Raw genomic sequence first — 20,282 nt, 5'->3', positions numbered from 1 at the left:
GGGGGAAGATTGAAGCGTGAGTAGGGAGTATCCGACTCGCCCTTTGGTGGGCACTGGCGCTTTGATTCTGCGGGAGGGTAGGCTTTTGCTTGTTCGGCGTGGGGCTCAGCCGGGTTTAGGCAAGTGGAGTATTCCTGGGGGGATGGTGGAATTAGGCGAGAACGTGCAGGATGCAATGGTGCGTGAAACAAAGGAGGAAGTGGGTTTTGATGTTGAGGCTGTGAAGCTTATGGATGTGTTTGACAGCGTTACGTTGGACGATAACGGGCGGATTCAGTATCATTTTGTGGTGGTTAACTTTTTTGCGCGCATTGTGGGCGGGGAGTTGAAGACGGCTAGCGACATCTTAGAGGCTAAGTGGGTTTCGTTGGATGAAGTGGAGAAAGTTAATTTGACTAGGTCTTTTCGGGAGTTTTATGCGAAGCATCGTGAAAGGATTATGGAGTTAGCTGCTCTTAGTGGTGAAAAATAGTCGGTTTGTTCTCTTTGTTTGCATGTTGTTTGATGTTATGTTATGTCGATTTGTATGGTGTTTGTTTTTTGAGAGGTTGAGATGGTTATGTTATCTTGCGTGATGTTGTAGAAACTGCTTAGTGGAGGAGGCAGGTGAACTATGATGGAGTCGTCGGTTTTTTTAAACTCTACTTCGCCTTGCCAAAGCGCTTTTTTAGCCCATTCGTGAACGGGGTGGAAACTTAATGCTATTGTGTTTTTTGACAAGGCGTATGCCCTTAGATGTCTAACTCTGGGAACCTGAGATAGCATGTCTTTCGGTATTTCTACTTCGTTGGTTTCCATCTTTATGATTTGGGTCAGGTTATTTTCTCCTCACGTGTAAACCATAGACAATGTACTCGTGTATTAACCTATTGTGCCATTTCTCTCTGACGTAGATTTCGACTAGAAGAGGTGAAGCCTTGCCCTTTCTTACAAGGTAGGTCAGTTTGAATGAGCCGTCTGCAAGATGCTCCTTTTCTTTTTCTAGAGCCAACAAAACCCTTCGCCTGACAAAATCTTCTGTGATGCCATCTTTTATGTGCTGAGAGATCTGGGTAGGCGCCTTTCCAGCAAACCGTATAACTTCAAATGATTCGGGCATGGTAGTCTTGCCAATCTATGAGGCAGGAAACCTTATTACGCTTTCTCGGAGTGTCGCCTCTTAGAGGCAAGGGCGGGATGAGCGATGGAGTTCATTGTTTTGCTCTAGCCCTTCGTGGTAAAGAATAGTCGTGTTTGTCCCATTGTTTGCACGTTTAGGCTGCGTACTCTGGCTACGAGTGGGAAGTCTTTGACTGCGTTGCCTAAGAGTATGCAGTGTTGGGGTGGTAGGTCTGCGGCTATGGATTTGACGGTTTCTGCATCGACTTTGGCTGCGCGGCTTACGGTTTCGAGGTCGTGTTCGTTGGTGAAGTTGAAGAGGAATATGTTGTCTGCTTGGCGGTAGATGTTTTCTCTTATGGTGTCGGGTTGGTTGGTGATGAATGTTGTGAATACGCCGTGGTGTCTCATGCGGGTTACGATGTCGTCCCAGTAGGTTTCGCGTAGGTAGAGGTGGGCTTCTTCGGCGAATAGGAAGACAGCTTTGAGTTTGTGTTGGGTTAGGAGGTCGGTGAGTTTGCCTAGCATGTATTCTACTACGATTTGGCGGTCGAGTAATGCTGTGTCGCGTAGGTTGATGACTAGGCTGCCGCCGTTGCGGATGCTATAGAAGTGGTCTTCTAGGTTCAAGGCTTGTGACGGGTTGTCTGTGAAGAAGCCTGAGTTGATGAGTGCGTAGTAGCGTGAGTGGAGGGCGTCTTTGACGTGTTGGTTGCATTTGAGGTTGCGTAGTGCTTCGCCTAGGTTTTTTAGGGTTAGTTCGGCTCTTTCATCGAGCACTTGCCAGATGCGTTTGAATTCTCTGGCTGATGTGCCGGGCAGGTTCAATGCGTGGATGAGTATGTTCATGATGACGCGGAGTTTCATTTGGGCTAAGGTTACTTTGAAGTTGCTGCCGGGTGTGAGCACATGGATTTTGTTGTGGTGCTGGTTTTTTGTGCCGTTGGCTTCGTAGCCTATTTGTGCGTATTCTCCGTTTAGGTCGAGTACGACTGTGGGTGCGCCGTGTTGGATCAAGCCTAAGACAAGGATTTTTGACAGGTGTGATTTGCCTGTGCCTTTTTTTCCTGTGACGATGTTGAGTGCGCCGTCTAAGGTTGTGGCGTCGATGTTGAGTTGGGTGTTGTCTTTGGTTTCGCCGAGGTTGATGGGTAATGCGTGGTTGATTTTGATGAGGTTGAGCAGGGTCGTTGTCGATAGGCGCTTTATGGTTGATTGTGTTCTGCTGGGTAGCCATGTGCCGCCTGTGGTTAGGCGTGCTTTTTCTAGGCTGGCTCTTATTTTGCATATGAGTATGCGGCTGTCTTGTATGATGGTGATTTGGCTGGCTATTTCTAAGGGGTCGTAGTCTGAGCCTGTTGCTTCGCTTTCGCCGTTTGATGAGTCGCGTAGTAGGTCTTCGATTAAGCCGGGTATGTTGGCGAATTGGATGTCTATGACTTGGACGATTTGAGCTCGGTTCTGCTGAGGGTCTTCGATGAGTAGGTAGTCGCTTTTTTCGACTGTTTCGTTTGGGAAGCTTAAGATCTGAATCGTGTTGCCTTCTTTTTTGTACAGCCGCATGTTGGGTGGCTCCTTCAACTGTCGTGTCTGGTTCCGTATGGTCCGAATAACAGGCGTCGTATGTTGGGTCTCTGGACTATTTTGATGCCGTAGGCTTGGCTGAGAAAGCGTTGGATGCCTATGACTTCGTTGGCTGTGAATGTGGCGTAAATGTGGGCTAGCCTGAGGGTTTCGGGGTAGCCGTCTGTGATGAGGTCGTTTGCGATGAGGTGTTCAACTGCTTCAACCGCCTGCTGGCTGGGTGTGTCTGCGTCTATGTCGAGGCGGAATGTGTATGGGGTGTGGTTGAGTTTGGCTACGTAGATGGCGCCCATTAGGCGTATGTGGTTGTAGGCTCGGGCTGTTTGGTAGCCGTCGAGTTGGAGTAGGCATGGTTTCTGGTTTGCTTGGATTAGGTTGGTTATGTTGTGTCCGTTTAGGCGTAGCCTTGTGATTTTGGTTAGGGCTAGTATTGTGTTGTGGTTGTTGCGTGCTGTTTCTAGCAGGTGTGTGACTGCGCTGGGTGGGTTGTCGTTGGTTCCTGCGGTGAGGCTGCCGTCTAAGAGGATGAGGCTGTTTCTGGCTTGGGCTGCGGTTTGGGTTTGGAGCCATTTTTCTAGTAGCGCTGTTATGCGGGTTTGTGTTTGGTTGAGTTCTGGTATGCTAGTTAGTTGATTGAGTAGGCTGTTTGTGCGTTGAGTTGGGCTGGGTTCGTGGAATAGGTTGAGGATGTCGTGTTGGTTTTGGTCTGTTATGTGTATTGGGAATGGTCCGAAGCGCATGTAGCGATATGCTGTGCCTCTTTGTTTCCACACGGTTGCGGCTCTCAAGGCGAGTAGGATGCCTGTGTCTGTTTCGCCTAGTCTTATGCTGGACACATCTATCGCTATGACTGGTGTCTGATCGGGCTTGGGCTGGAGTGGGATTGGTTTGTGTTGTAGTATTGTTTGTCCAAGGAAGGCTGGCGTGAATTCCTGTTGAGTTTCGTCTGCTTCTTCTGCGGTGGGCTGAGGAGGCGGGGTGTGGGCTGTGTTGTTGTGGATGTTTTTTATTGTTCTTAGGCTGAGTTCCATGAAGCGTTGTGGTAGGGCTGATGTGTCTTCGAGTCTCATTAGTGGAAAGTTATATTTGCTGGTTGTTGGCGTATATTGTGGTTGTTGAATCAATTGAATTCACCAATAGGCAATATGTGGTATGTTGGTGAGTATTTAAGAATTGCGCATGTGCAAGTTGCGCAATACAATATGCAATAAGGAACCATCATGACAGAACAGCCCCAGAGTGCTCAGCCGATTAAGGTTAAGATGAAAGTGGGCAACGTGGAATTCGAGATAGAAGGCACAGTGGACCAAGCCAACGAAGCGGTGGGCAAATTCCTGCAAACAGTAACGGAGAAACTGAAGGAAACACCGCTCATATCAGGACAGGAAGCAGCAGCGCCCAGAGCAGAAACATGCAAAGTAATCATACAACGCCTCTGGGAGGAAGGATGGTTCTCTTCTGGACGAGGACTTGGGGAAGTGCACAGTGAAATGGCAAGACGAGGATTCCACTATGACAGGACAGCAGTAGCACACGCACTGATTGATTTGGTCAAGGATGGAGTCCTGAACAGAGAGGGACGACCAAGACGCTACCAATACGTGCAGAAAAGACCGCCTTTAGCAACTCGCCAGTAATCTAAGCACGCTCAATCATCTTCAAAACCTTAGCGTCTGGAACCTCAGCAGAGCTAACATTAATCACGTCACGTACATCATCAACGGGCACGCTTGCCGCTGTTGGCTCTGGCCCCAAACAGAAACGAGAAGAAAGCCTAATTTAAGGAATTTTGGCTAGAAAAATCATGTCGAAAAAACTGTGTCGAAAATGATTCGCGTGTATGCGTTGTGCCTATTCTATTTTGCCTCTACCTGAACACTGGGAAAAACCTGCCATCTGGATTCTATTATGTAGCCGTCAGCGTTGGACAGACTGCTTATCCCTATTGTGTAGTTTCCAGAACCGAATTGAAAGACAGGTGGCGACAGGTGGAGTTCAGTGAATCCATCAATTGCAATCCAGGCTGTAGTACTCATAACCTCTTTAGTTAGATGTCTGATATAGAGGATGAATGCACCTCTAAACGCTGTTCCATTAAGATAGGTTATTGTAACATTCCCCGAAACGGGATCCTTATAATAGTAAGTTGTGCGATGAAGAGCTAACGTGATATTCAAGTCATTGACCGTCGTGAAGTTCGATACAGGTTTGTTGAGAAGGTTGTAATGAAAAAGCAAGTCCTCATATTCTCTTAACAGTTCAGTGTAACTTTCGTTCAAAGCATTGATTTGAGTTAGTTTGCTCTGGAGTTGAGCATCAAGTTCTTCTATCCTGTCAGACAAGTTATAAACTTGATTTTGAAGCGTCTGAATTTGGTTATTTTTCGCATTTAACTGAGTTTGTGAGTCATTTACCTGACTTGTTAATGCGGTCTTATCCGCTTGCAGACTCGTCACCGTAGTAAACAGCCAAAAATTCGAAACTCCCAATAAAACGATGAGTGCAAGGCTTCCTGCAAAAGCAATTTTGACTCTGCTCAATACTCATTCCCCTACCGAAACATTCTGGAAGAGACAAGATATGCGTTTCCGTGCCAAATTTAAGGAATTCTGGAAAAATCATGGGAGAAACTGTGTTGAAATAATTCTTGCCTGTGCGTGTTATGCCAATTCTATTTTGCCTCTACGAGAACCCTTGGTCCTGGCTCATCAGCCACAATATAGCCATCTGCTGTGTTAATCCGTGATATTTCTATACCGTAGGAACCCGGTCCACTACGAAAAACTGGCGGTGGACACACAAAGTCTGCGAATCCATTCGATAGCCTAAATATAAAATATACGGCCAATCCAGGTCCTTCAGTCTGAATAGCAAAAACGCGTAGGATGAACTCGCCCTCAAAAGCCGTTCCGTTAAGGTATCTTATTGTGGCATTGCCAGAAACTGGATCTTTGTAGTAGTAGATTGTACGGTCGATGGCAAGTGAGATATTTAGGTCTTTGACTGTGGTGAAGTTCGATGCGGGTTTGTTCAGGATATTATAATGGAAAAGCAAATCTTCATATTGCCTTTGAAGTTCGGTGTAACTTTGGTTTAGAGCGAGGTAATTTTGATTCAAAACGTTGATTTGACTGGATAAGTTTTCAACTTGGTTTTGAAGCGTTGTTAATTGGCTGTTTTTCTGGTTCAGCTGATTTGATAGGCTGTCAACTTGGCTTTGGAGAGTTTGAACTTGGTCGTTCTTCTGGTCCAGCTGGGTTTGTGACTCCTTTACTTGACCCGTTAACGTGGTAAAAAACCAAATATTTGAAATGCCCAACAGTACAATGAGGATAAAGCTCCCTACAAAAATCAATTTGAATTTGCTCACTATCCATTCCTCTGTCAGAGACATTCATGGACAAGCAAAATATGCCTTTCTGTGACTACTAAAGCGGATTACACTTTATGTGATGTGCGCGTTAAATCAGAATTTCTAAGAGTTTTTCACCCTTTTGCGTGATTATGTAGACGCCTCGGCTGACTCGTTCAACATAGCCATTGATAAGCAGATAGTGATAAAACTGTTTTCTAACGGTGTTTGATGTTGCGAAGCGTAAGCATGTTGCAACCGCTTTCTTCTCAAATATCCGTATAGTGCACATGACCCTTCTTGACGAGTTCAAGAATGGTTTCGCGGAGAACATCTCTCCTAGTCTTTCATGAGAGAGGTCATGTCTCTCTTGGAACTCGACAATGTGACCAGGGGCCGTTGTTTGAGGAATGAGTCCGCCGCAGTATTGGCAAGGAACAATCACGACCTCCTTAACTTCAGGCTTCAGCAACAGCTCATTTACATCGTCCAAGCCGCTATCACACTGTTTGGCGTATCTTGACATAAGGTCTCATACCACGTTTATGCAAGAAGCCTCACAGAAAAAACCATCAGCACCGCAAAGACAATCTATGCTGCCGCCTCAGACCTCCAACCTACCATGCACGCGCAGATTTCCCCAATCGACTCGCGTTCAAAAAGGCATAAGTATATACCACGTTACATACATCGTTTCTATTGAAGGCAGAACATGACACTCGGAATCATTGCTGTTTTCGTTCCAATTCAGACATCCCCGTATAGACCAGTGGTGCTCATCTGTCCTAAATGCCAAACTCGTATTCCAGTAAGTTCAAAGTTCTGCCCAGAATGTGGAGCAGATCTTCAACCTAAGAAGCAATAATAGTTAGCAGTGTACGCATTCTACATCTAATTGTACGGTCATAATGGTAACTATGCACTGTGAAACAATGGGCTGGAAATTATTAGATCCGCCGTCGCCCTGTTACAGGCAGTGGGCACATTGTACAAGACAGCTATTCTAAGAAGTGCCTTAACGTCGACGTCGTGGGGAAGAGACTGCAAAGGATCCCAGAAGAAAATCAAATAGTCCAATTTCTCATTAGCAATCAAAGCGCCAAGCTCCATGTCGCCGCCATAAGACCCGCCTTTAAGCAAAGTAAGCCTCAGACTAGTCTTCTCCATTATCCTCTTCCCAGTATCCCCAGTCGCATACAAGTTATGAACAGCCAAAGTTCCCTTGTTAAAATCAGCCCACTCCACCAAATCATCCTTCTTATTATCATGCGCCACCAACGCAATATTTCTACGAGGAATCAAAATCTCACACCAAACCAAGCCCAATATTCTCTAGGAGCTTAAACATTTCTGAACACCAATCGACCGCGCACATCCTCACAAAACAGAAAACGCCCTTTCACCCACAATTCAACAAACACTAAACAAGTTTGAATCTAAACACCGCAGCGACCTTAAAAAAACTCGAAATCTAACATTATGCAGTTTCTTATTCGGTTTTCGGACATTTCGGCAAAAGTAATGTGGCGTTCCATGGAATAACGTCTATATCAAATCATGCCAAAACAATAAAATGACATCACGCTGCGGTTGTGACGCATATTGAACAATAAAGGTCGCCTCGCTCTTCTTCTGGGATTAATCTCGTGGGTCACAGGCTGGATAAGCATCGACTGGGTCTTGAACTACTCAGTTTACCGCGGCATGACCGAACTCTGGTTAATACAAATACCCCTCACATCCATAGACGTGGTCACAAGCCCATGGCAAGCATACTTCATATCCTTCATCCAAATACACATCGCATTATTCCTATTCATCTACGGAATGATAAAACTGACGAAATACCCCACTTAAACCGCAACTTACACGTGAAGTCTCAAAGGCTTAATCCATAATAGCTAGAAACCGCTGGTGACCGTGGAAACCTCTCTGCCAAAGACAAACGAACCTTAGAACTCAGAGACTCGTTTGCGGCATGATGATGGTTCTGAGCCAAGTTTGACTTCAACATTCAAGCGGTTGATGTACGAATAACAGAACACCCTGTTCGAATGCCCAAGCAAAAAATCAAGCTTAAATCCTATAGGCCATTTACTGGATATTCGAGCAGAACGGTCCTTGATGAAAGACCCAGCATACCGCGCAAGATGCATCGACAAGGTCCTAAGCAAAAACTCCAGCCTAGACGTCATGCTAGGTCTAGCCGACATAGCCTACGACATATTCCTCATCAGTCTAAAAGAAGAAAACAAGAAACTCACCACAAGACGCATGCGACAAATAATAAAGGATCTCAGCAAATTGAAAGAAGCCACATCAAAAACCTAATCTCTTCACAACACACACCCGCGACCCCTCAACCTTGACATAGAAGTAGTCGGCGCAAAGCACTGCCCAACTGACGACGGCTCTGACCTGATTCGGCGCGTTCACGCTAAATCTTAAGTGCAGAAAGCCTTGCTTTCAAGATAAGCGGGTGATCGCCATCAGCTCACTTGAATCCGTAAACATCCTTCTAAAAAAATCAAAAATGTTTATGAGGTCAGCCGAAGGCAACATTGAAAGAAGATTGTACGATGTGACATGTTTCGACGCTGAGCAAGCAACGCAACTGTTTCTGAAAGCGCACATATTGAAGCATCTTGGATACGTGCCGAGAACACATAGCATACGAACCTTGTTCAGCCACTTAGCGTCTGTTCCAAAAATAGACAGGAAAACACTAAACAAGTTTGGATCTGAACACCGCAGCGACCTAGTCATGCTTGAGGTCGCATATTTGAAATCGCGCTATTCAGGTGAAGAATATAATAGGCAGGATGCACACGAGTGTGTTGAGATCGCCAAGAAAGTGATACAGCTTGTCAAGCGAGTCGCCGTCCATCTATGAAATCAGACAAGACTGGAAGAACATAGTTAGGAAATTGAGCGACGCAGCTAAAGCGGTTCTAGGTGAAGCTGAAGTCGTGCCCTTCGGCAGCGTCGTCGCAGGAAACGCGGCAGCAGCAAGCGACATAGACGTCTTGATCATAGCCAAAGATCTCCCCAAAAGCGCTTGGCGCAAAGCCCAAATCATAGGCAAAATAGAGGAAGAAACTGGTCTCCCACCGTTTCACCCAGTTCAAATACACCTCGTAACATGGCGGGAAGCCCAAACCAACCCGATATACACAGAAGTCTTGAAAACACGAAAGAAATAGCATAGCACAAAACAAGACGACTACATTGAGAAAAGCACGAAAAAGAAGAATCTCTCCCGCGACCCAGACCACTACTGCTGAACAAAAATCGCCTCGGTATTATTACAATTTCTAAGCAAAAGTTAACGACCCATGAAAATCCAGACCCGCTACAACAGTCCTGCGCTTGCATGTTCAACTACAACCGTCCAAGCCAACACAGCCGTGCCGGGCGTTGATGTCACCCGGAACACTCTGACGACGATGTCCACACAGCTTCAGCCACACCCAAGATAGAAGAAGGCCCTAAGCGATTGTCCCCTTCTTCTCTTGAAATTTCTCTTCCCACAACTACCCATGGATCCATCCTGATCATCCTGGCAATTGGGTCTACTTCATCGAAGCAAGCTCAATCTACTAAGTAGCAACACCTGTACAAGCGTCGAGCAGATGCCAGAAAAGATATAATATTAAGTCTTACGACATATGATTCTGGCTCCTGAAATGGCATACCCTTCTCAAAATAGACAAATCGTTGTTCTAATCGCAGTCGCAGTAATAACCATCCTCATAACCGTCGTCGCTCTCTACACAGTCATGCTACAAAACCCAGGAAACGTCACATACATCCAAACCATCGACATTGAAGCCTACTGGGACACCAACCACACAAACAAAGTGTCAGCAATCGACTGGGGCAACATCGAAGCAGGCACCACAAAGAATATCACGATTTACGTGCTTAACACGGGCAACACGAACATTAGGCTCTCAATGAACACAACAAACTGGACCCCGACAAACGCCTCAGAAAACATAACACTAAGCTGGGACTACCAAAGCCAAACACTAAGCCCAAACCAACTGCTCAAAACCACCCTGATCCTAAACGTAGAGCCCAACACTCGAGGAATCACAACATTCAGCTTCGACGCCATCATCAGCGCAACCCAACCTCCATAGCACCCGCATCGACACTCGACCCCTACGATAATTCTACCTGTACGAATCGCAGAACACCCTGTTCGAATGCATGGAATTAAGTCCCAATCTCGCCCCATAACACAATGGTAACCTTGGCATGCTGAGAAACAAAACCACGATCAGGAAATTCCTGATAGGTCCAATAATCCTAGGATTCCTTCTAACATTCGCATCAGCATTGTACAGGTCCGAATTCGTCTTCCCTCAACGCGCAGAGCCATGCATATACTCAATTTTCAAAGTTCCACTAAAACAAACCAGCTACGGTCTGCCAACTCCATGGCTCACCACAATCGAAGGCGTCTACAAATACGGCTGCGGACCCATCGTAAGCCACTACACAGAATACCAACTCATATGGCAAGGCATACTCACAGACACAGCAGTCTACGCACTCATCTGCGCATCACTCCTCTACCTCAAAGACAGAATCAAACGCACAGCAAAGACCACGACTTCTGAACCCATTCACCCCAACATCCAAGAGTTGTTGTTGTGACACTGTAACTACTGAAGGCAACAACAACTTCGAAACCGCCCACAGCCCACAGGCACACAACCTTCAACTGCAAAACGTGCCCGCAACAAGGGTAGAAGAAAACCTTAAGAGTATGTCACCTTCTTCTTCCGAAATCTCTTTTTCCCGCAAAGACAGCAACGGTCAAAAGCAACATAACAACCCCCACAACATCTAGAGCTACCCCGACTGCCCCACCTCAAAGCCTCAACCCAGCTGAAACATGACACAACTCTAAAAAAACCAAAAGAATTAAGTCCACTAACCCCGACCCGTTACTCCCTATTCAACTCCCAGGAGTTTGACCAACACGCCAAACACTGAACCCCTAAAAATCGCCCCCGATGTCCACTGGGTAGGAATCAACGATGAACAAATAGAACTGTTCGAGGGACTCTGGGAAATCCCCGAAGGCGTCTCCCTCAACTCCTACCTAATCCTAGGCTCCGAAAAAACCGCACTCATCGACTCAGTACTCAACCTCTACGCCGAGGAGCACCTAGAAAAAATCAAACACTTAATCAACCCTTCAAACGTCGATTACATAATCCTCAACCACATGGAACCAGACCACACAGGCGCCTTGCCCCGAATCCTAGAAACCGCACCCAACGCGCAAGTAGTCCTCACACCCATGGCATTAAACCTACTCAAACACTACTACCACACAGAACCCAAAACCATCCTCACTAAAAGCGACAACCTAACCATCAACCTAGGCGGCAAAACCCTCAGATTCATCCAAACACCATGGCTCCACTGGCCAGAAACCATGACCACCCACCTAATCGAGAACAACATATTATTCACCTGCGACACATTCGGCTCATTCAAACGGCTCCCCAACGGCTCAATCATGGAAACCGACATCAAAAACATCAACGAATACATGCACAACGCCTCAAAAAAATACTTCGCAGGCGTCTTCAGCGGACAAAGAGAATGGATCCTCAAAGCCACAAAAAAACTCCAAGACATGAAAATCGAACCAAAAATCCTAGCTCCAAGCCACGGCCCAGTCTACACCGTCAACGCCAAAAGAATCATGAACACATGGACCTCATGGAGCAGACCCGACTACACCCGAAAAGTGGTCATAGCCTCAGGCTCCATGTACGGAATGACCGCCAAACTAGTCAAAGCCATAACCGAAGGCATCGAAGAAGCCAAGGGTCAAGCAGTCGCCTTTGATCTTTCACACCAAGTGCCCGTTGACGTATTGACCGAAGTACTGGACGCGCCCGCCCTGATGATCGGCTCCCCAACATACGAACACGAAATATTCCCCAAAGTAAAACAATTCATAAACCTCCTAGAACTAAAAAAACTCTCAGACCGACATGTAGGAGTCTTCGGAAGCTACAGTTGGAGCGGCGAAGCCACAAGAAAACTAGCGGAACAGCTTGTCACAATAGGCTTCAGACTCGTAGGAAAACCAATCACAGTTCTAGGAAGCCCCACACAGGAAGACCTGGAAAAAGCGAAAGCACTCGCCAAAAAAGTAACGGAAACCGCTTTCTCTGAACGCGGACTATGACACTTCACTGTCTTTATTCGCCTGCTTACCATCCATGTGATATCGTCGAAGGCGGAGTGCCTTCTCTCCTCCGCTTCTCTTGCTTCTTAGCCTTCTCAAGCAACGTAACCTTAACAACCTCGCCCTCTAACGCGACCCAATACCTTCGATTCAAATTTCTGCGGTAAACAAACTTGTTCACTAATCGCTTCAACTCCTCCGACGACACCTGCCCAGAATCAACGAACACCTTACCACCACTCAAAACAACGTCAACACCAAGACCAGAACGCAGAAAACCACACAAAGACTCTCCTTCAACCGACTCCAACCCGTTTAAATCAACTTCCAACCGCTTCCTACGCCGCAAAAACACACCAATCAACCTCAACTACAACAAGAAGCCCTCAGAATAAAAGACACGCCCCAAGAAACATAATTAACAAACACGTAACGCAGACTGCGCTTGCGAACATAGACCGCTCGGTATTATTACTTGTTCTAAGCCGAAGTTAATAACATCCAAAAAGAAACCAGCCCCACACGCCGTCCTTGACAAAACCCACCTGAACCGTGACAAAACCTGACGCAAAACAGCGCACGAATAGAACCCAGAGCATCATACAGAAACCCAAACAGACCCGAAAGCACAACGTCCAGACTCGTTGATGTCACTGGGAACAGACTGACGACGACATCCATACAGTCACAGCCACACAACCCATCTCGACAAGGTAGAAGAAGACCTTAAGGGAAAGGCTTCCTTCTTCTTCGACAATGTACCGTTCAGTAAGGTCAAAGATTGCTGATTTCCCGCGCCTTAACCAGTCCTGCTTGTGACCCTAGGAATATGACGTTGTTGTGAGCCTTGATCAAGTCAACAACAAGTTGAACCTGATCCTGCTGCATAAGAACGGGCAAGCTGTAAGCACATATGGCAATCAACGGCACGTCAAGAACCCTGTGCAATGAATTCTCATATTCCAACAGCTTCTCTTTCATGTCACATTTGAAAAACCATGTAGTGTCACCTGCCACTCTCAAGCCCTTAAAGCCGTCAGCTAACGCATCGCCGAGAAGCCTAGCCCAAAGAGCAATCGTCCTCTGCACATTGAACTCGCCACCGATAAGGTACCAGTCCTTGTAACTCATTATCTGCAACATACCCTTCTTCTCACACAGGTCCGCATCAATTCCACGCTTCTGCATAAGATTTCTGACTTGGCTCGGCGTCTCATCAATGCCGGCAACGTAGGCTACAGCTTCCTGCGAATCCAAACCAGCCTTCAAATAATCAAAAAGCACACGATACTTGTCCTCAGGATATTCATAGAACATGATGGCATGATCCGTGGGCTTCAACTGCGGCACCAAATCCAACACAGCTTCCTTCTCCATTCCGCAAATCATCCTTCAGTGCAATTACACTCCACTCTAATAGCAGCTATAAAGAAAATGTGAACCACAAATCAAGACCAACACTACGCAACGCAGACTAGTCCAGGAAAACCCCAAACCCTCAACATCCCAGAAGTTACTATTACTTGTTCTAAACCGAAATTAATAACACATGAACAAAAACAGCCCCCAACCCACACATCAACACAGCCACAGAGCCACAGACAAGTCTGCGTTTGCCTGTTCAACTACAACTGTCCAACCCAGAGTAGAAGAAGGTATAAGAGGCTTATCCCCTTCTTCTTTTGAAATTTGTTTTTCCGCAGGCACATGCTCGAACCCCCTAGAAACAGAATGTTGGCGCACGCTAAAAACGAGATTTACCACTACGACTCGTTGAGTGAAATCTTGCTTGTTTGCAGCCGAAACGGGAGTAACTAGGCTATTTCTTGAGCAGAACCTGAACGTGCCAATGCAACTTATCCGACAAACCTGCAGCATTGACATCTAGCTTGTTCTTCTTAACGTAATCCGAGACCAGCTTCTTGACCTTGTTCTTCACAGCTTCTGATTCAAGTTCCGTTACAAGCATTTTTCCAACACTATCAGACAGTTCAACAACCTGCTTATCAGTTAAACCGTGTACCATTTTCTCACACTAAACGATTGTTATCACTTAACCCATATAAATAACCTCTCAAAAACACGCCCAAAAAAACTACAAATACGCCATACTTCTAATCAAAACCATCTCGGACCAGCTTCCTCTGCAACGTCTTAAGCCAATCAATATCCCGCCTATAACGCTGAAGCTCCTCAGACTCCTTCTTAAGACTAGCCACCTTACGCTTAAGCTGCTCAATCCCCTCACTCATACTTCCACAAAAAACAGACACATACTTCCTAAGGGACAAATGCGTTATGAAGCCAAAGTAAATATCCATAATCAACGAGCCGCGCACCACAATTAACGTTGAGGTTCGGCTACTACTGTGAAGGGGTCAACTTGATCTCATAAAGCTGAGACCATCTTTTACCGGTTACAAAAAGCCTGTCTCCCACAGCATCATAAGCGATTCCATTAAGCACATCCGCACCCGGACTCTGCAAGTCTCGTAAACCAGTTAAGTCTATCCACTTCACGACTTGCCCACTTTGAGGATCAATTACAGCTATTCTCTCTTCCTGCCAAACGTTAGCATACACATACCCCTCGATGTACTCAAGCTCATTAAGCCTAGCCACAGAACCAGCTTCAGGATCACGAACCTCAACCTGCCCAACACCCTCAAACGTCACAGGATCCAAAAAATACAAAGTCGCAGACCCATCACTCATAATCAACCGACCACCATCATGCGTGATTCCCCAGCCTTCCGTAGGATAAGAGAACTCCTGCAACAAATCAAAAGAATACTTATCATAAACAAAGCCCTTGTTAGACCGCCAAGTCAACTGAATAACCCGGTCACCAAAAACCGTAACACCCTCACCAAAAAACTCCCTCCCTAAATTGTAAACCTGCAAAACCTCACCAGTCTCCAACTCAACACGGCGAAGCGACGACTGACCATAAAGCCCCGTGCCCTCATACAAAAAACCATCCTCAAACACAAGCCCCTGCGTAAAAGCACCGGCGTCATGAGGATACACATTAACGATATCAAAAGCATAGTGCAGCGGCACAGGATTTTCAGGACCATTCGTCAGCAAAACAAATGCAACAGCGCCAAACACAAGTACCATTATGACAACTAGTACACCGGCTAAAACTCGCTTTCTCATCGCGCCTCACAAAGCCTACACACAATGACAACTTTAACATTTCCACGAGCACGCAGTTGTTAGTGTTTCTAAGACAACGTCAACACTAACACGCACGCAGCCTCAGCCCTCTAAACCCTACATTGCCACAACTTCGCAAACAAAAAAAAGAAAGAGAGAAACGCGCACTCACACGTGCGCTCTTCAACGCGTTCAGGTTGGCGCTTTTGGTTTCCTCAGCGCGTAGATAACAGTGCCTACGCCCATCAAAGAAAAGCCGAGAGCAAAGCCCATGCCGATGAAAAGCCATCCGTTAGCGTTGGTCCACGCTGCCTCAGCCTGAAGTTTGGTAGCGTTTGCCTCCAACAGAGCCGCGTTTGCCTCAATCACAGCCGCATCCGCCATCTTAGCGTTAGCAGATGCCTCAGTCAAAGAGATATTCAAATCAGCAGTTTCCATCTTAGTCCTCCAAACTTCCTCAGCCGCAATCGCTTCCTCCCACAAAGTATTAGCCAAATTGTACTTCGCCAAAGCTGAAGCATAGTCTCCACGATCGTAGTACGTGTCACCTAAACCTTTCTCCACCACGGCCAAAGTTGCCTTCTCCTGCGCAGCAATGCTCTCCCAACTGTACCACCAGTAATAATCCTCGTACGCCTCGTATTTCTGAAGACTATCCAAAGCATCCACTTGAGCAGCAGGGAACACTTCAAACCGCTCCATGCCAAGCCACTCTCTCTGCCACAGCTCATAGCCAACGATCTTCATAGGACCAGATGTAGCATTGACCCACTCAATAATCAAATCAAAGTCCCACGAGCTCCCAGGAGGAAACTCAGCAACATCAGCAGTGAAGCTCAACGTGAAAGTCCCCACCTGGTCATGCTGCAACTGAACTGGACTCGCCGAGAGATCCAAAGTCTTGTTTATACCCAACGAATAGAACTCGAAGACTATCTTGGAAACATTCATCAAGATTGTAGGAGACACATCATTGACGTAACCCACCATCGCTGAAGCCGTTGCACCGTGTCTATACGCCACTCGACTTCCGTCGATATCAGCATAAGGCGCCAGCCACTGACCAAACGTGAACTCCGCTCCAGCAGGCTTTATCATGGCCACCGAAATCGCTGAGATCAAAGCGAAACACAAAAGCATCACAATAGGTTTTTTCATTCTTTCACCTTTAAGCTGACGGTTATCATCAGAAACACTATAAAAAACTTCTGGAGCCAAAAGACAGAAAAAACAACACAATCGGCCGCTTGAGAACGGAAGAGCTTGTCACGTTTTCCTTGGAGCTTGACAATTAGGGCATCTTGTCGCTGTCGTAGGCATAAGCCCGCCGCAATATTGGCAAGGCACCATAACCACTTCTTTGACAATAACTTCCCGAGGAGTTGCGATCCGCGCCTGCTCCAACGGCTTATGAACCTTCAAGAAATAAATAATAACGAAAACCATAGGCAAGCCAATAACAAAGAACAATGAAAGAAAGACTATCAAAGCCGCGTCAACCATAGCCTACTGCCCTTCCACCCACTATAGCCGTTTTACGTTGAAAGTGAGATTATAGATTTATGAACCACAACTAAGTGAACCCAGCTTGAATGTACATTTGACAAATCACCCTAGCTCTCTCAATACTGAAACCATCCGTAAACGAGGTCAAAATGGACCCGGACGCGTAGCAAGAAACCCCGTGTAGGTGTCCCACAACTCTTAAGCTCGCTTAAACATGCGCATCATATACTGACTCAAGCTTTTTCCCACGCGCACCATCTGTGGAAAAGCAGCTTCACGAACCTTGAGTCAACAGCGCACATGCGCACTTGCACCCAAAAAGGGTCATAGCAAAAAGCTGACTCGGTTCGAATTGAGCCGCTTTTCCCACAGGTGGCATGTGAGGGTTTATTAGAAACATTAGGCGCAAAAACCTTGCGTGGTTTGAAATGTGGTTCAAGTACACTGGAATACGCGTCAGAGACATGAAACGTTCAATCAACTTCTACACCAAAACCATGGGCATGAAAGTCATACACCGAGGAACCATGCAAGCAGGCGGCGAATACGTCCAGCTGAAAGGTGACAACTCCCCACAGGAACTGGAACTCAACTACTACCCACAGGGCGCCAAACACCACGAAGAATACGCTGAAGGCTCAGAGCTAGACCACCTAGCATTCTGGTGCGAAGACGTTCGGAAAAGCTACCCCAAAGTACTCGCCGGCGGCGCAACGTCAGCCATCGAACCATGGGACGAAAGAGGCTACACACTAGCATTTGTCAAAGACCCGGACGGTGTCTGGATCGAACTAATCGGAAAGAAAGTCAAATCAGCTAGGCACAAAAGAGCATAGGCAATTTACTCCTTTTGTAATGTGTAGTGAAAGCTTAAAATTCCTGTACTTCGCTTGAGATGTTCAATCAGCCTGCGCTGACTGAGGAGAGCACCAATGAAAAAGGAAGAGGTTAGAACAGAGGAAGATGTGATTCGTTTCTTATCCGACAAAACTGAGTTCGAAAGAAAGGTCTTAGTTGCAACGTTTAGGATTCCAAGTGGAAAGGTCAGCACTTACAAAAGGATAGCGGAGAAAATTGGAAAGCCTCGTGCCTACCGGGCTGCCGCAAACGCTTTGCACAAGAACCCTCTGCATCCCGTCGTTCCGTGCCACCGCGTTGTTAGATCCGACGGAAGATTCGGAGGGGAAAAGAAAGCCGCGGCTTCAAGAAGAAAGCTCGTCGAGAGAGAAGGCGTACCAATAGAGAACGACGGAGTCAAAATGAGCGAGAAGACTCTATATTAGTTTCCCGAAGAAACGCATGTTCACTTTTTCTTGCCGGTGAGATAGAAACCTCGTTTCTCAAGTTGTTCTAGCAGTTCATTCGGCTCCGGGTCCCATTGACCTAGCTTGCGGCTGATGTGTTCTGTCCAGCTGTAGTTGTCGTACGTGAATGCTTCTTCACGGTCGACTGATAGTGGTATTTTTGCGTTGAGCTTGCGGTAATAGTCTTGGCTAAGGTATCCCTCGTCCATTTGCTTCATGGCTTTTTGGACAGTGTCTTCATCCAGCTTTGGATATTTGTCTTCGAAGAGAGTAAACTCCAAAGGATATCTTGGTCGCGGCGGAGGGTCTTCCGCTGGAAATCCCATAACCAATTGCACGAGTGGGAATACTCTCTGTGGTAAATCGTACTCTTCCGCAATCTTGTCTGCTCTGTAAGGTGCATTTCCCAAAAGACAGCTCCCAAGTCCGAGGCTTCTTGCTGCAATAATCATGTTCTCCGCCATCAAAGCCGCGTCTTGAATTGCCAAGAGCAACAGTGCAAGGTCGTTTATGATTAGCTTCCAGTTTCTTCTAGCCATAATAATCTCGAACTTGTGGCAGTCAACGCAAACCGTGAACAACAAAGGCGTTTTGTAGGGATTTCGTCTCTGGTCTCGCGACAATAGTATGCTGTAACACTGAGTGGCGAAAGGCGCTTGCTGACCTGCTCTCACAATTGCCTTTATCACATCGTCCGAAGGCATCTTGTCAGAGTATTTTCGGATTGATTTGTGGCTTAGCATAGTTTCAATGACAGGATTCTTCTTCATGGCATCGCCCTCTAGGGAAGACAGTAACTAGCTTTCTAGGCATATTTAACCGAATCTGGCATATTGAGAACGCTTCCTGAGTTCGCATGTCCGCGCAGGAACTGGACGCGCTTAAATGGTTAAATGCAGCTTAATTGAAGTGGTACCTCAGAGGGTATGAGATGAAGAGACCAAAGGACACTGACCGCAGGATAATATCTGAGTTAATCAAGAACGCCAAGCTTAGCGACAGACAGATAAGCAGGAAGCTTGGGGTGTCGCAGCCCACTGTGACAAGGAGGAGAACTCTGTTAGAAAAACAGCTGATAGAGGGTTACACGCTTGTGCCAAAATGGGACAAATTCGGATACGAAATATTCGCCATAACACTTGTCAAGAGCAAACCTAGCCTCTCCACAAAGGAACAATATGAAGCAGTTCGTAAGCGAGGGACGGAGTGGCTGATGAAACAACCCAACGTAATAATGGGCGGCGGATGTCGAGGGGCAGGAGCGAATTCATTCATGATTTCCCTTCACAAAAACTACAGCGAGTACGACGAATTCATGTATCAGTACAGGCGTGAATGGGGAGACGCCATAGACGATGTTCAACCTATCCTCGTAAATCTGGTCGGAAGAGAGCTTCTAAAGCCCCTGAACTTGAAGTATCTTGCGGAAACCACATAGCCTTAAGATAGTTCCTACAACATCATTTCTTTCTTTCTTTGCAGTTGCGCTATTGCTTTGGTTGTTATTCTGTAGCTTCCCTCTTCCGTCTTGATTACGTTTCCCTGCTTGATCAACTCGCCCAGTCTTGTGGTGGTTATTTTCATATTCTTGCCAAGTTTTACCTGCAGTTCCTCTTTTGTCATCATGTCTTGCTGCAGTTTTCCAAGTCGATGGCCTATGTGAGCTGCTAGTAGGTGGAGTTGAAGAGTTTCACTGTCTGTCAGCCTCTCTTTAGATATGAGTAGCTCTGGGCCTTCAGGGGTGATGGCTACGACATCCTTAAAGTCTTCGATCAGTTTAGCCAAGTCAACCGTCAAAGTTACCTTTCGAGCAATGTCAAAAGCTGGAACAACTTCACTGAAAAACCTGTTAACACTAATCCAGACGTCATTGACATTTCCATTGAACGTCTGCTCGACGCCCTGATACTTGACGTTAACTGTAACCGTGTGCTCCGCCTCACTCAATTGGGCTCACCTGTCATGCTTTCCCTCTTGCTGGCACCATTATTCAAGAACATGGCATAACGCTTTCGCAGATACCGGCACAGCACATAAGAAGATGCCTGTTACTTGG

At 46.5% G+C, this 20,282-nt stretch carries 28 protein-coding genes; 12 read left to right on the top strand and 16 right to left on the bottom strand.

Going from position 1 to position 20,282, the window contains the following annotated elements; translation table 11 throughout:
• Positions 1-16 precede the first annotated feature (16 nt).
• A complete protein-coding gene (locus VJ249_08320; protein ID HKZ94566.1) occupies positions 17-472 on the top strand; it encodes an NUDIX hydrolase in 456 nt (151 codons plus the stop codon).
• Between the two features lie 35 nt (positions 473-507).
• Here VJ249_08320 and VJ249_08315 read toward each other — a convergent pair whose 3' ends face one another.
• The 4 genes from VJ249_08315 to VJ249_08300 all read right to left on the bottom strand — a co-directional run bounded on the left by VJ249_08315 (position 508) and on the right by VJ249_08300 (position 3,806).
• Entirely contained in the window at positions 508-720 is a 213-nt protein-coding gene (locus VJ249_08315) for a hypothetical protein (protein ID HKZ94565.1), read from the bottom strand.
• A gap of 97 nt (positions 721-817) precedes the next feature.
• The gene (locus VJ249_08310) at positions 818-1,099 is read right to left on the bottom strand and encodes a hypothetical protein (GenBank protein ID HKZ94564.1); all 282 of its coding nucleotides are present in this window, start codon (positions 1,097-1,099) and stop codon (positions 818-820) included.
• Between the two features lie 104 nt (positions 1,100-1,203).
• On the bottom strand, positions 1,204-2,661 hold the full coding sequence (locus VJ249_08305) for an ATP-binding protein (protein HKZ94563.1): 1,458 nt from the start codon (positions 2,659-2,661) through the stop codon (positions 1,204-1,206).
• 14 nt (positions 2,662-2,675) lie between these two features.
• A complete protein-coding gene (locus VJ249_08300; protein ID HKZ94562.1) occupies positions 2,676-3,806 on the bottom strand; it encodes a hypothetical protein in 1,131 nt (376 codons plus the stop codon).
• Positions 3,807-3,902: 96 nt separating this feature from the next.
• Between VJ249_08300 and VJ249_08295 the strand changes: the two genes are divergently transcribed.
• Positions 3,903-4,319: a hypothetical protein gene (locus VJ249_08295; GenBank protein HKZ94561.1), complete on the top strand. Its 417-nt coding sequence runs from the start codon at positions 3,903-3,905 to the stop codon at positions 4,317-4,319.
• Positions 4,320-4,538: 219 nt separating this feature from the next.
• Here VJ249_08295 and VJ249_08290 read toward each other — a convergent pair whose 3' ends face one another.
• From VJ249_08290 to VJ249_08275, 4 genes are all read right to left on the bottom strand, one after another.
• The gene (locus VJ249_08290; GenBank protein ID HKZ94560.1) at positions 4,539-5,222 is read right to left on the bottom strand and encodes a hypothetical protein; all 684 of its coding nucleotides are present in this window, start codon (positions 5,220-5,222) and stop codon (positions 4,539-4,541) included.
• A 131-nt stretch (positions 5,223-5,353) separates the two neighbouring features.
• Positions 5,354-6,052, bottom strand: coding sequence for a hypothetical protein (locus VJ249_08285; protein ID HKZ94559.1), 699 nt, complete (start codon positions 6,050-6,052; stop codon positions 5,354-5,356).
• Between the two features lie 91 nt (positions 6,053-6,143).
• On the bottom strand, positions 6,144-6,560 hold the full coding sequence (locus VJ249_08280; GenBank protein HKZ94558.1) for a hypothetical protein: 417 nt from the start codon (positions 6,558-6,560) through the stop codon (positions 6,144-6,146).
• A gap of 389 nt (positions 6,561-6,949) precedes the next feature.
• A complete protein-coding gene (locus tag VJ249_08275) occupies positions 6,950-7,336 on the bottom strand; it encodes a methylglyoxal synthase (protein HKZ94557.1) in 387 nt (128 codons plus the stop codon).
• 300 nt (positions 7,337-7,636) lie between these two features.
• Here VJ249_08275 and VJ249_08270 point away from each other — a divergent pair, with 300 nt between their 5' ends.
• The 7 genes from VJ249_08270 to VJ249_08240 all read left to right on the top strand — a co-directional run bounded on the left by VJ249_08270 (position 7,637) and on the right by VJ249_08240 (position 12,254).
• On the top strand, positions 7,637-7,891 hold the full coding sequence (locus VJ249_08270; GenBank protein ID HKZ94556.1) for a hypothetical protein: 255 nt from the start codon (positions 7,637-7,639) through the stop codon (positions 7,889-7,891).
• 267 nt (positions 7,892-8,158) lie between these two features.
• Entirely contained in the window at positions 8,159-8,365 is a 207-nt protein-coding gene (locus VJ249_08265; GenBank protein ID HKZ94555.1) for a hypothetical protein, read from the top strand.
• A 208-nt stretch (positions 8,366-8,573) separates the two neighbouring features.
• Positions 8,574-8,927 (top strand): HEPN domain-containing protein, encoded by a 354-nt coding sequence (locus VJ249_08260; GenBank protein HKZ94554.1) that lies wholly within the window; start codon positions 8,574-8,576, stop codon positions 8,925-8,927.
• Positions 8,899-9,237 carry a nucleotidyltransferase domain-containing protein gene (locus VJ249_08255; protein ID HKZ94553.1) on the top strand — a complete coding sequence of 113 codons (339 nt, stop codon included), beginning with the start codon at positions 8,899-8,901 and terminating at the stop codon, positions 9,235-9,237. Before VJ249_08260 ends, VJ249_08255 begins: the two co-directional genes overlap by 29 nt.
• A gap of 483 nt (positions 9,238-9,720) precedes the next feature.
• Positions 9,721-10,179 carry a hypothetical protein gene (locus VJ249_08250; protein HKZ94552.1) on the top strand — a complete coding sequence of 153 codons (459 nt, stop codon included), beginning with the start codon at positions 9,721-9,723 and terminating at the stop codon, positions 10,177-10,179.
• Positions 10,180-10,297: 118 nt separating this feature from the next.
• Positions 10,298-10,699, top strand: coding sequence for a hypothetical protein (locus tag VJ249_08245; protein HKZ94551.1), 402 nt, complete (start codon positions 10,298-10,300; stop codon positions 10,697-10,699).
• Positions 10,700-11,018: 319 nt separating this feature from the next.
• Positions 11,019-12,254 carry an FprA family A-type flavoprotein gene (locus VJ249_08240; GenBank protein HKZ94550.1) on the top strand — a complete coding sequence of 412 codons (1,236 nt, stop codon included), beginning with the start codon at positions 11,019-11,021 and terminating at the stop codon, positions 12,252-12,254.
• Between the two features lie 25 nt (positions 12,255-12,279).
• On the opposite strand, the gene VJ249_08235 is transcribed toward VJ249_08240, so the two are convergent.
• The 6 genes from VJ249_08235 to VJ249_08210 all read right to left on the bottom strand — a co-directional run bounded on the left by VJ249_08235 (position 12,280) and on the right by VJ249_08210 (position 16,574).
• Positions 12,280-12,603 (bottom strand): hypothetical protein, encoded by a 324-nt coding sequence (locus VJ249_08235; GenBank protein HKZ94549.1) that lies wholly within the window; start codon positions 12,601-12,603, stop codon positions 12,280-12,282.
• A gap of 425 nt (positions 12,604-13,028) precedes the next feature.
• Positions 13,029-13,631: an MEDS domain-containing protein gene (locus VJ249_08230; protein ID HKZ94548.1), complete on the bottom strand. Its 603-nt coding sequence runs from the start codon at positions 13,629-13,631 to the stop codon at positions 13,029-13,031.
• A 442-nt stretch (positions 13,632-14,073) separates the two neighbouring features.
• Complete coding sequence (locus VJ249_08225; protein ID HKZ94547.1) at positions 14,074-14,280, bottom strand: hypothetical protein; 207 nt, start codon at positions 14,278-14,280, stop codon at positions 14,074-14,076.
• 88 nt (positions 14,281-14,368) lie between these two features.
• Positions 14,369-14,506 carry a hypothetical protein gene (locus VJ249_08220; protein ID HKZ94546.1) on the bottom strand — a complete coding sequence of 46 codons (138 nt, stop codon included), beginning with the start codon at positions 14,504-14,506 and terminating at the stop codon, positions 14,369-14,371.
• Between the two features lie 112 nt (positions 14,507-14,618).
• Positions 14,619-15,416 (bottom strand): glutaminyl-peptide cyclotransferase, encoded by a 798-nt coding sequence (locus VJ249_08215; GenBank protein ID HKZ94545.1) that lies wholly within the window; start codon positions 15,414-15,416, stop codon positions 14,619-14,621.
• A gap of 192 nt (positions 15,417-15,608) precedes the next feature.
• Positions 15,609-16,574: a hypothetical protein gene (locus VJ249_08210; protein HKZ94544.1), complete on the bottom strand. Its 966-nt coding sequence runs from the start codon at positions 16,572-16,574 to the stop codon at positions 15,609-15,611.
• A gap of 776 nt (positions 16,575-17,350) precedes the next feature.
• Here VJ249_08210 and VJ249_08205 point away from each other — a divergent pair.
• Both VJ249_08205 and VJ249_08200 read left to right on the top strand, forming a co-directional pair.
• On the top strand, positions 17,351-17,758 hold the full coding sequence (locus VJ249_08205) for a VOC family protein (GenBank protein ID HKZ94543.1): 408 nt from the start codon (positions 17,351-17,353) through the stop codon (positions 17,756-17,758).
• A 96-nt stretch (positions 17,759-17,854) separates the two neighbouring features.
• On the top strand, positions 17,855-18,205 hold the full coding sequence (locus VJ249_08200) for an MGMT family protein (protein ID HKZ94542.1): 351 nt from the start codon (positions 17,855-17,857) through the stop codon (positions 18,203-18,205).
• 20 nt (positions 18,206-18,225) lie between these two features.
• On the opposite strand, the gene VJ249_08195 is transcribed toward VJ249_08200, so the two are convergent.
• Positions 18,226-18,996, bottom strand: a complete 771-nt coding sequence (locus VJ249_08195; GenBank protein ID HKZ94541.1) for a nitroreductase family protein — start codon at positions 18,994-18,996, stop codon at positions 18,226-18,228.
• A gap of 161 nt (positions 18,997-19,157) precedes the next feature.
• On the opposite strand from VJ249_08195, the gene VJ249_08190 reads away from it, so the two are divergent.
• Complete coding sequence (locus VJ249_08190) at positions 19,158-19,664, top strand: AsnC family transcriptional regulator (protein HKZ94540.1); 507 nt, start codon at positions 19,158-19,160, stop codon at positions 19,662-19,664.
• 14 nt (positions 19,665-19,678) lie between these two features.
• On the opposite strand, the gene VJ249_08185 is transcribed toward VJ249_08190, so the two are convergent.
• Complete coding sequence (locus tag VJ249_08185; protein ID HKZ94539.1) at positions 19,679-20,173, bottom strand: hypothetical protein; 495 nt, start codon at positions 20,171-20,173, stop codon at positions 19,679-19,681.
• Between the last annotated feature and the right edge of the window lie 109 nt (positions 20,174-20,282).

Source organism: Candidatus Bathyarchaeia archaeon (assembly GCA_035283685.1).
Classification (GTDB): Archaea; Thermoproteota; Bathyarchaeia; order Bathyarchaeales; family Bathyarchaeaceae; genus DATETJ01.
Note: the sequence above shows the minus strand (reverse complement) of the source record. Positions and strands in the feature narration are given on the sequence as shown.

Excerpts from the sequence above, each read along its gene's own strand:
- VJ249_08310 (HKZ94564.1), bottom strand. The coding sequence starts at position 1,099 with ATGCCCGAATCATTTGAAGTTATACGGTTTGCTGGAAAGGCGCCTACC.
- VJ249_08305 (HKZ94563.1), bottom strand. The coding sequence starts at position 2,661 with ATGCGGCTGTACAAAAAAGAAGGCAACACGATTCAGATCTTAAGCTTC.
- VJ249_08295 (HKZ94561.1), top strand. The coding sequence starts at position 3,903 with ATGACAGAACAGCCCCAGAGTGCTCAGCCGATTAAGGTTAAGATGAAA.
- VJ249_08280 (HKZ94558.1), bottom strand. The coding sequence starts at position 6,560 with ATGTCAAGATACGCCAAACAGTGTGATAGCGGCTTGGACGATGTAAAT.
- VJ249_08265 (HKZ94555.1), top strand. The coding sequence starts at position 8,159 with ATGAAAGACCCAGCATACCGCGCAAGATGCATCGACAAGGTCCTAAGC.
- VJ249_08260 (HKZ94554.1), top strand. The coding sequence starts at position 8,574 with ATGAGGTCAGCCGAAGGCAACATTGAAAGAAGATTGTACGATGTGACA.
- VJ249_08250 (HKZ94552.1), top strand. The coding sequence starts at position 9,721 with ATGGCATACCCTTCTCAAAATAGACAAATCGTTGTTCTAATCGCAGTC.
- VJ249_08245 (HKZ94551.1), top strand. The coding sequence starts at position 10,298 with ATGCTGAGAAACAAAACCACGATCAGGAAATTCCTGATAGGTCCAATA.
- VJ249_08230 (HKZ94548.1), bottom strand. The coding sequence starts at position 13,631 with ATGGAGAAGGAAGCTGTGTTGGATTTGGTGCCGCAGTTGAAGCCCACG.
- VJ249_08225 (HKZ94547.1), bottom strand. The coding sequence starts at position 14,280 with ATGGTACACGGTTTAACTGATAAGCAGGTTGTTGAACTGTCTGATAGT.
- VJ249_08220 (HKZ94546.1), bottom strand. The coding sequence starts at position 14,506 with ATGAGTGAGGGGATTGAGCAGCTTAAGCGTAAGGTGGCTAGTCTTAAG.
- VJ249_08215 (HKZ94545.1), bottom strand. The coding sequence starts at position 15,416 with ATGAGAAAGCGAGTTTTAGCCGGTGTACTAGTTGTCATAATGGTACTT.
- VJ249_08210 (HKZ94544.1), bottom strand. The coding sequence starts at position 16,574 with ATGAAAAAACCTATTGTGATGCTTTTGTGTTTCGCTTTGATCTCAGCG.
- VJ249_08205 (HKZ94543.1), top strand. The coding sequence starts at position 17,351 with ATGTGGTTCAAGTACACTGGAATACGCGTCAGAGACATGAAACGTTCA.
- VJ249_08200 (HKZ94542.1), top strand. The coding sequence starts at position 17,855 with ATGAAAAAGGAAGAGGTTAGAACAGAGGAAGATGTGATTCGTTTCTTA.
- VJ249_08195 (HKZ94541.1), bottom strand. The coding sequence starts at position 18,996 with ATGAAGAAGAATCCTGTCATTGAAACTATGCTAAGCCACAAATCAATC.
- VJ249_08190 (HKZ94540.1), top strand. The coding sequence starts at position 19,158 with ATGAAGAGACCAAAGGACACTGACCGCAGGATAATATCTGAGTTAATC.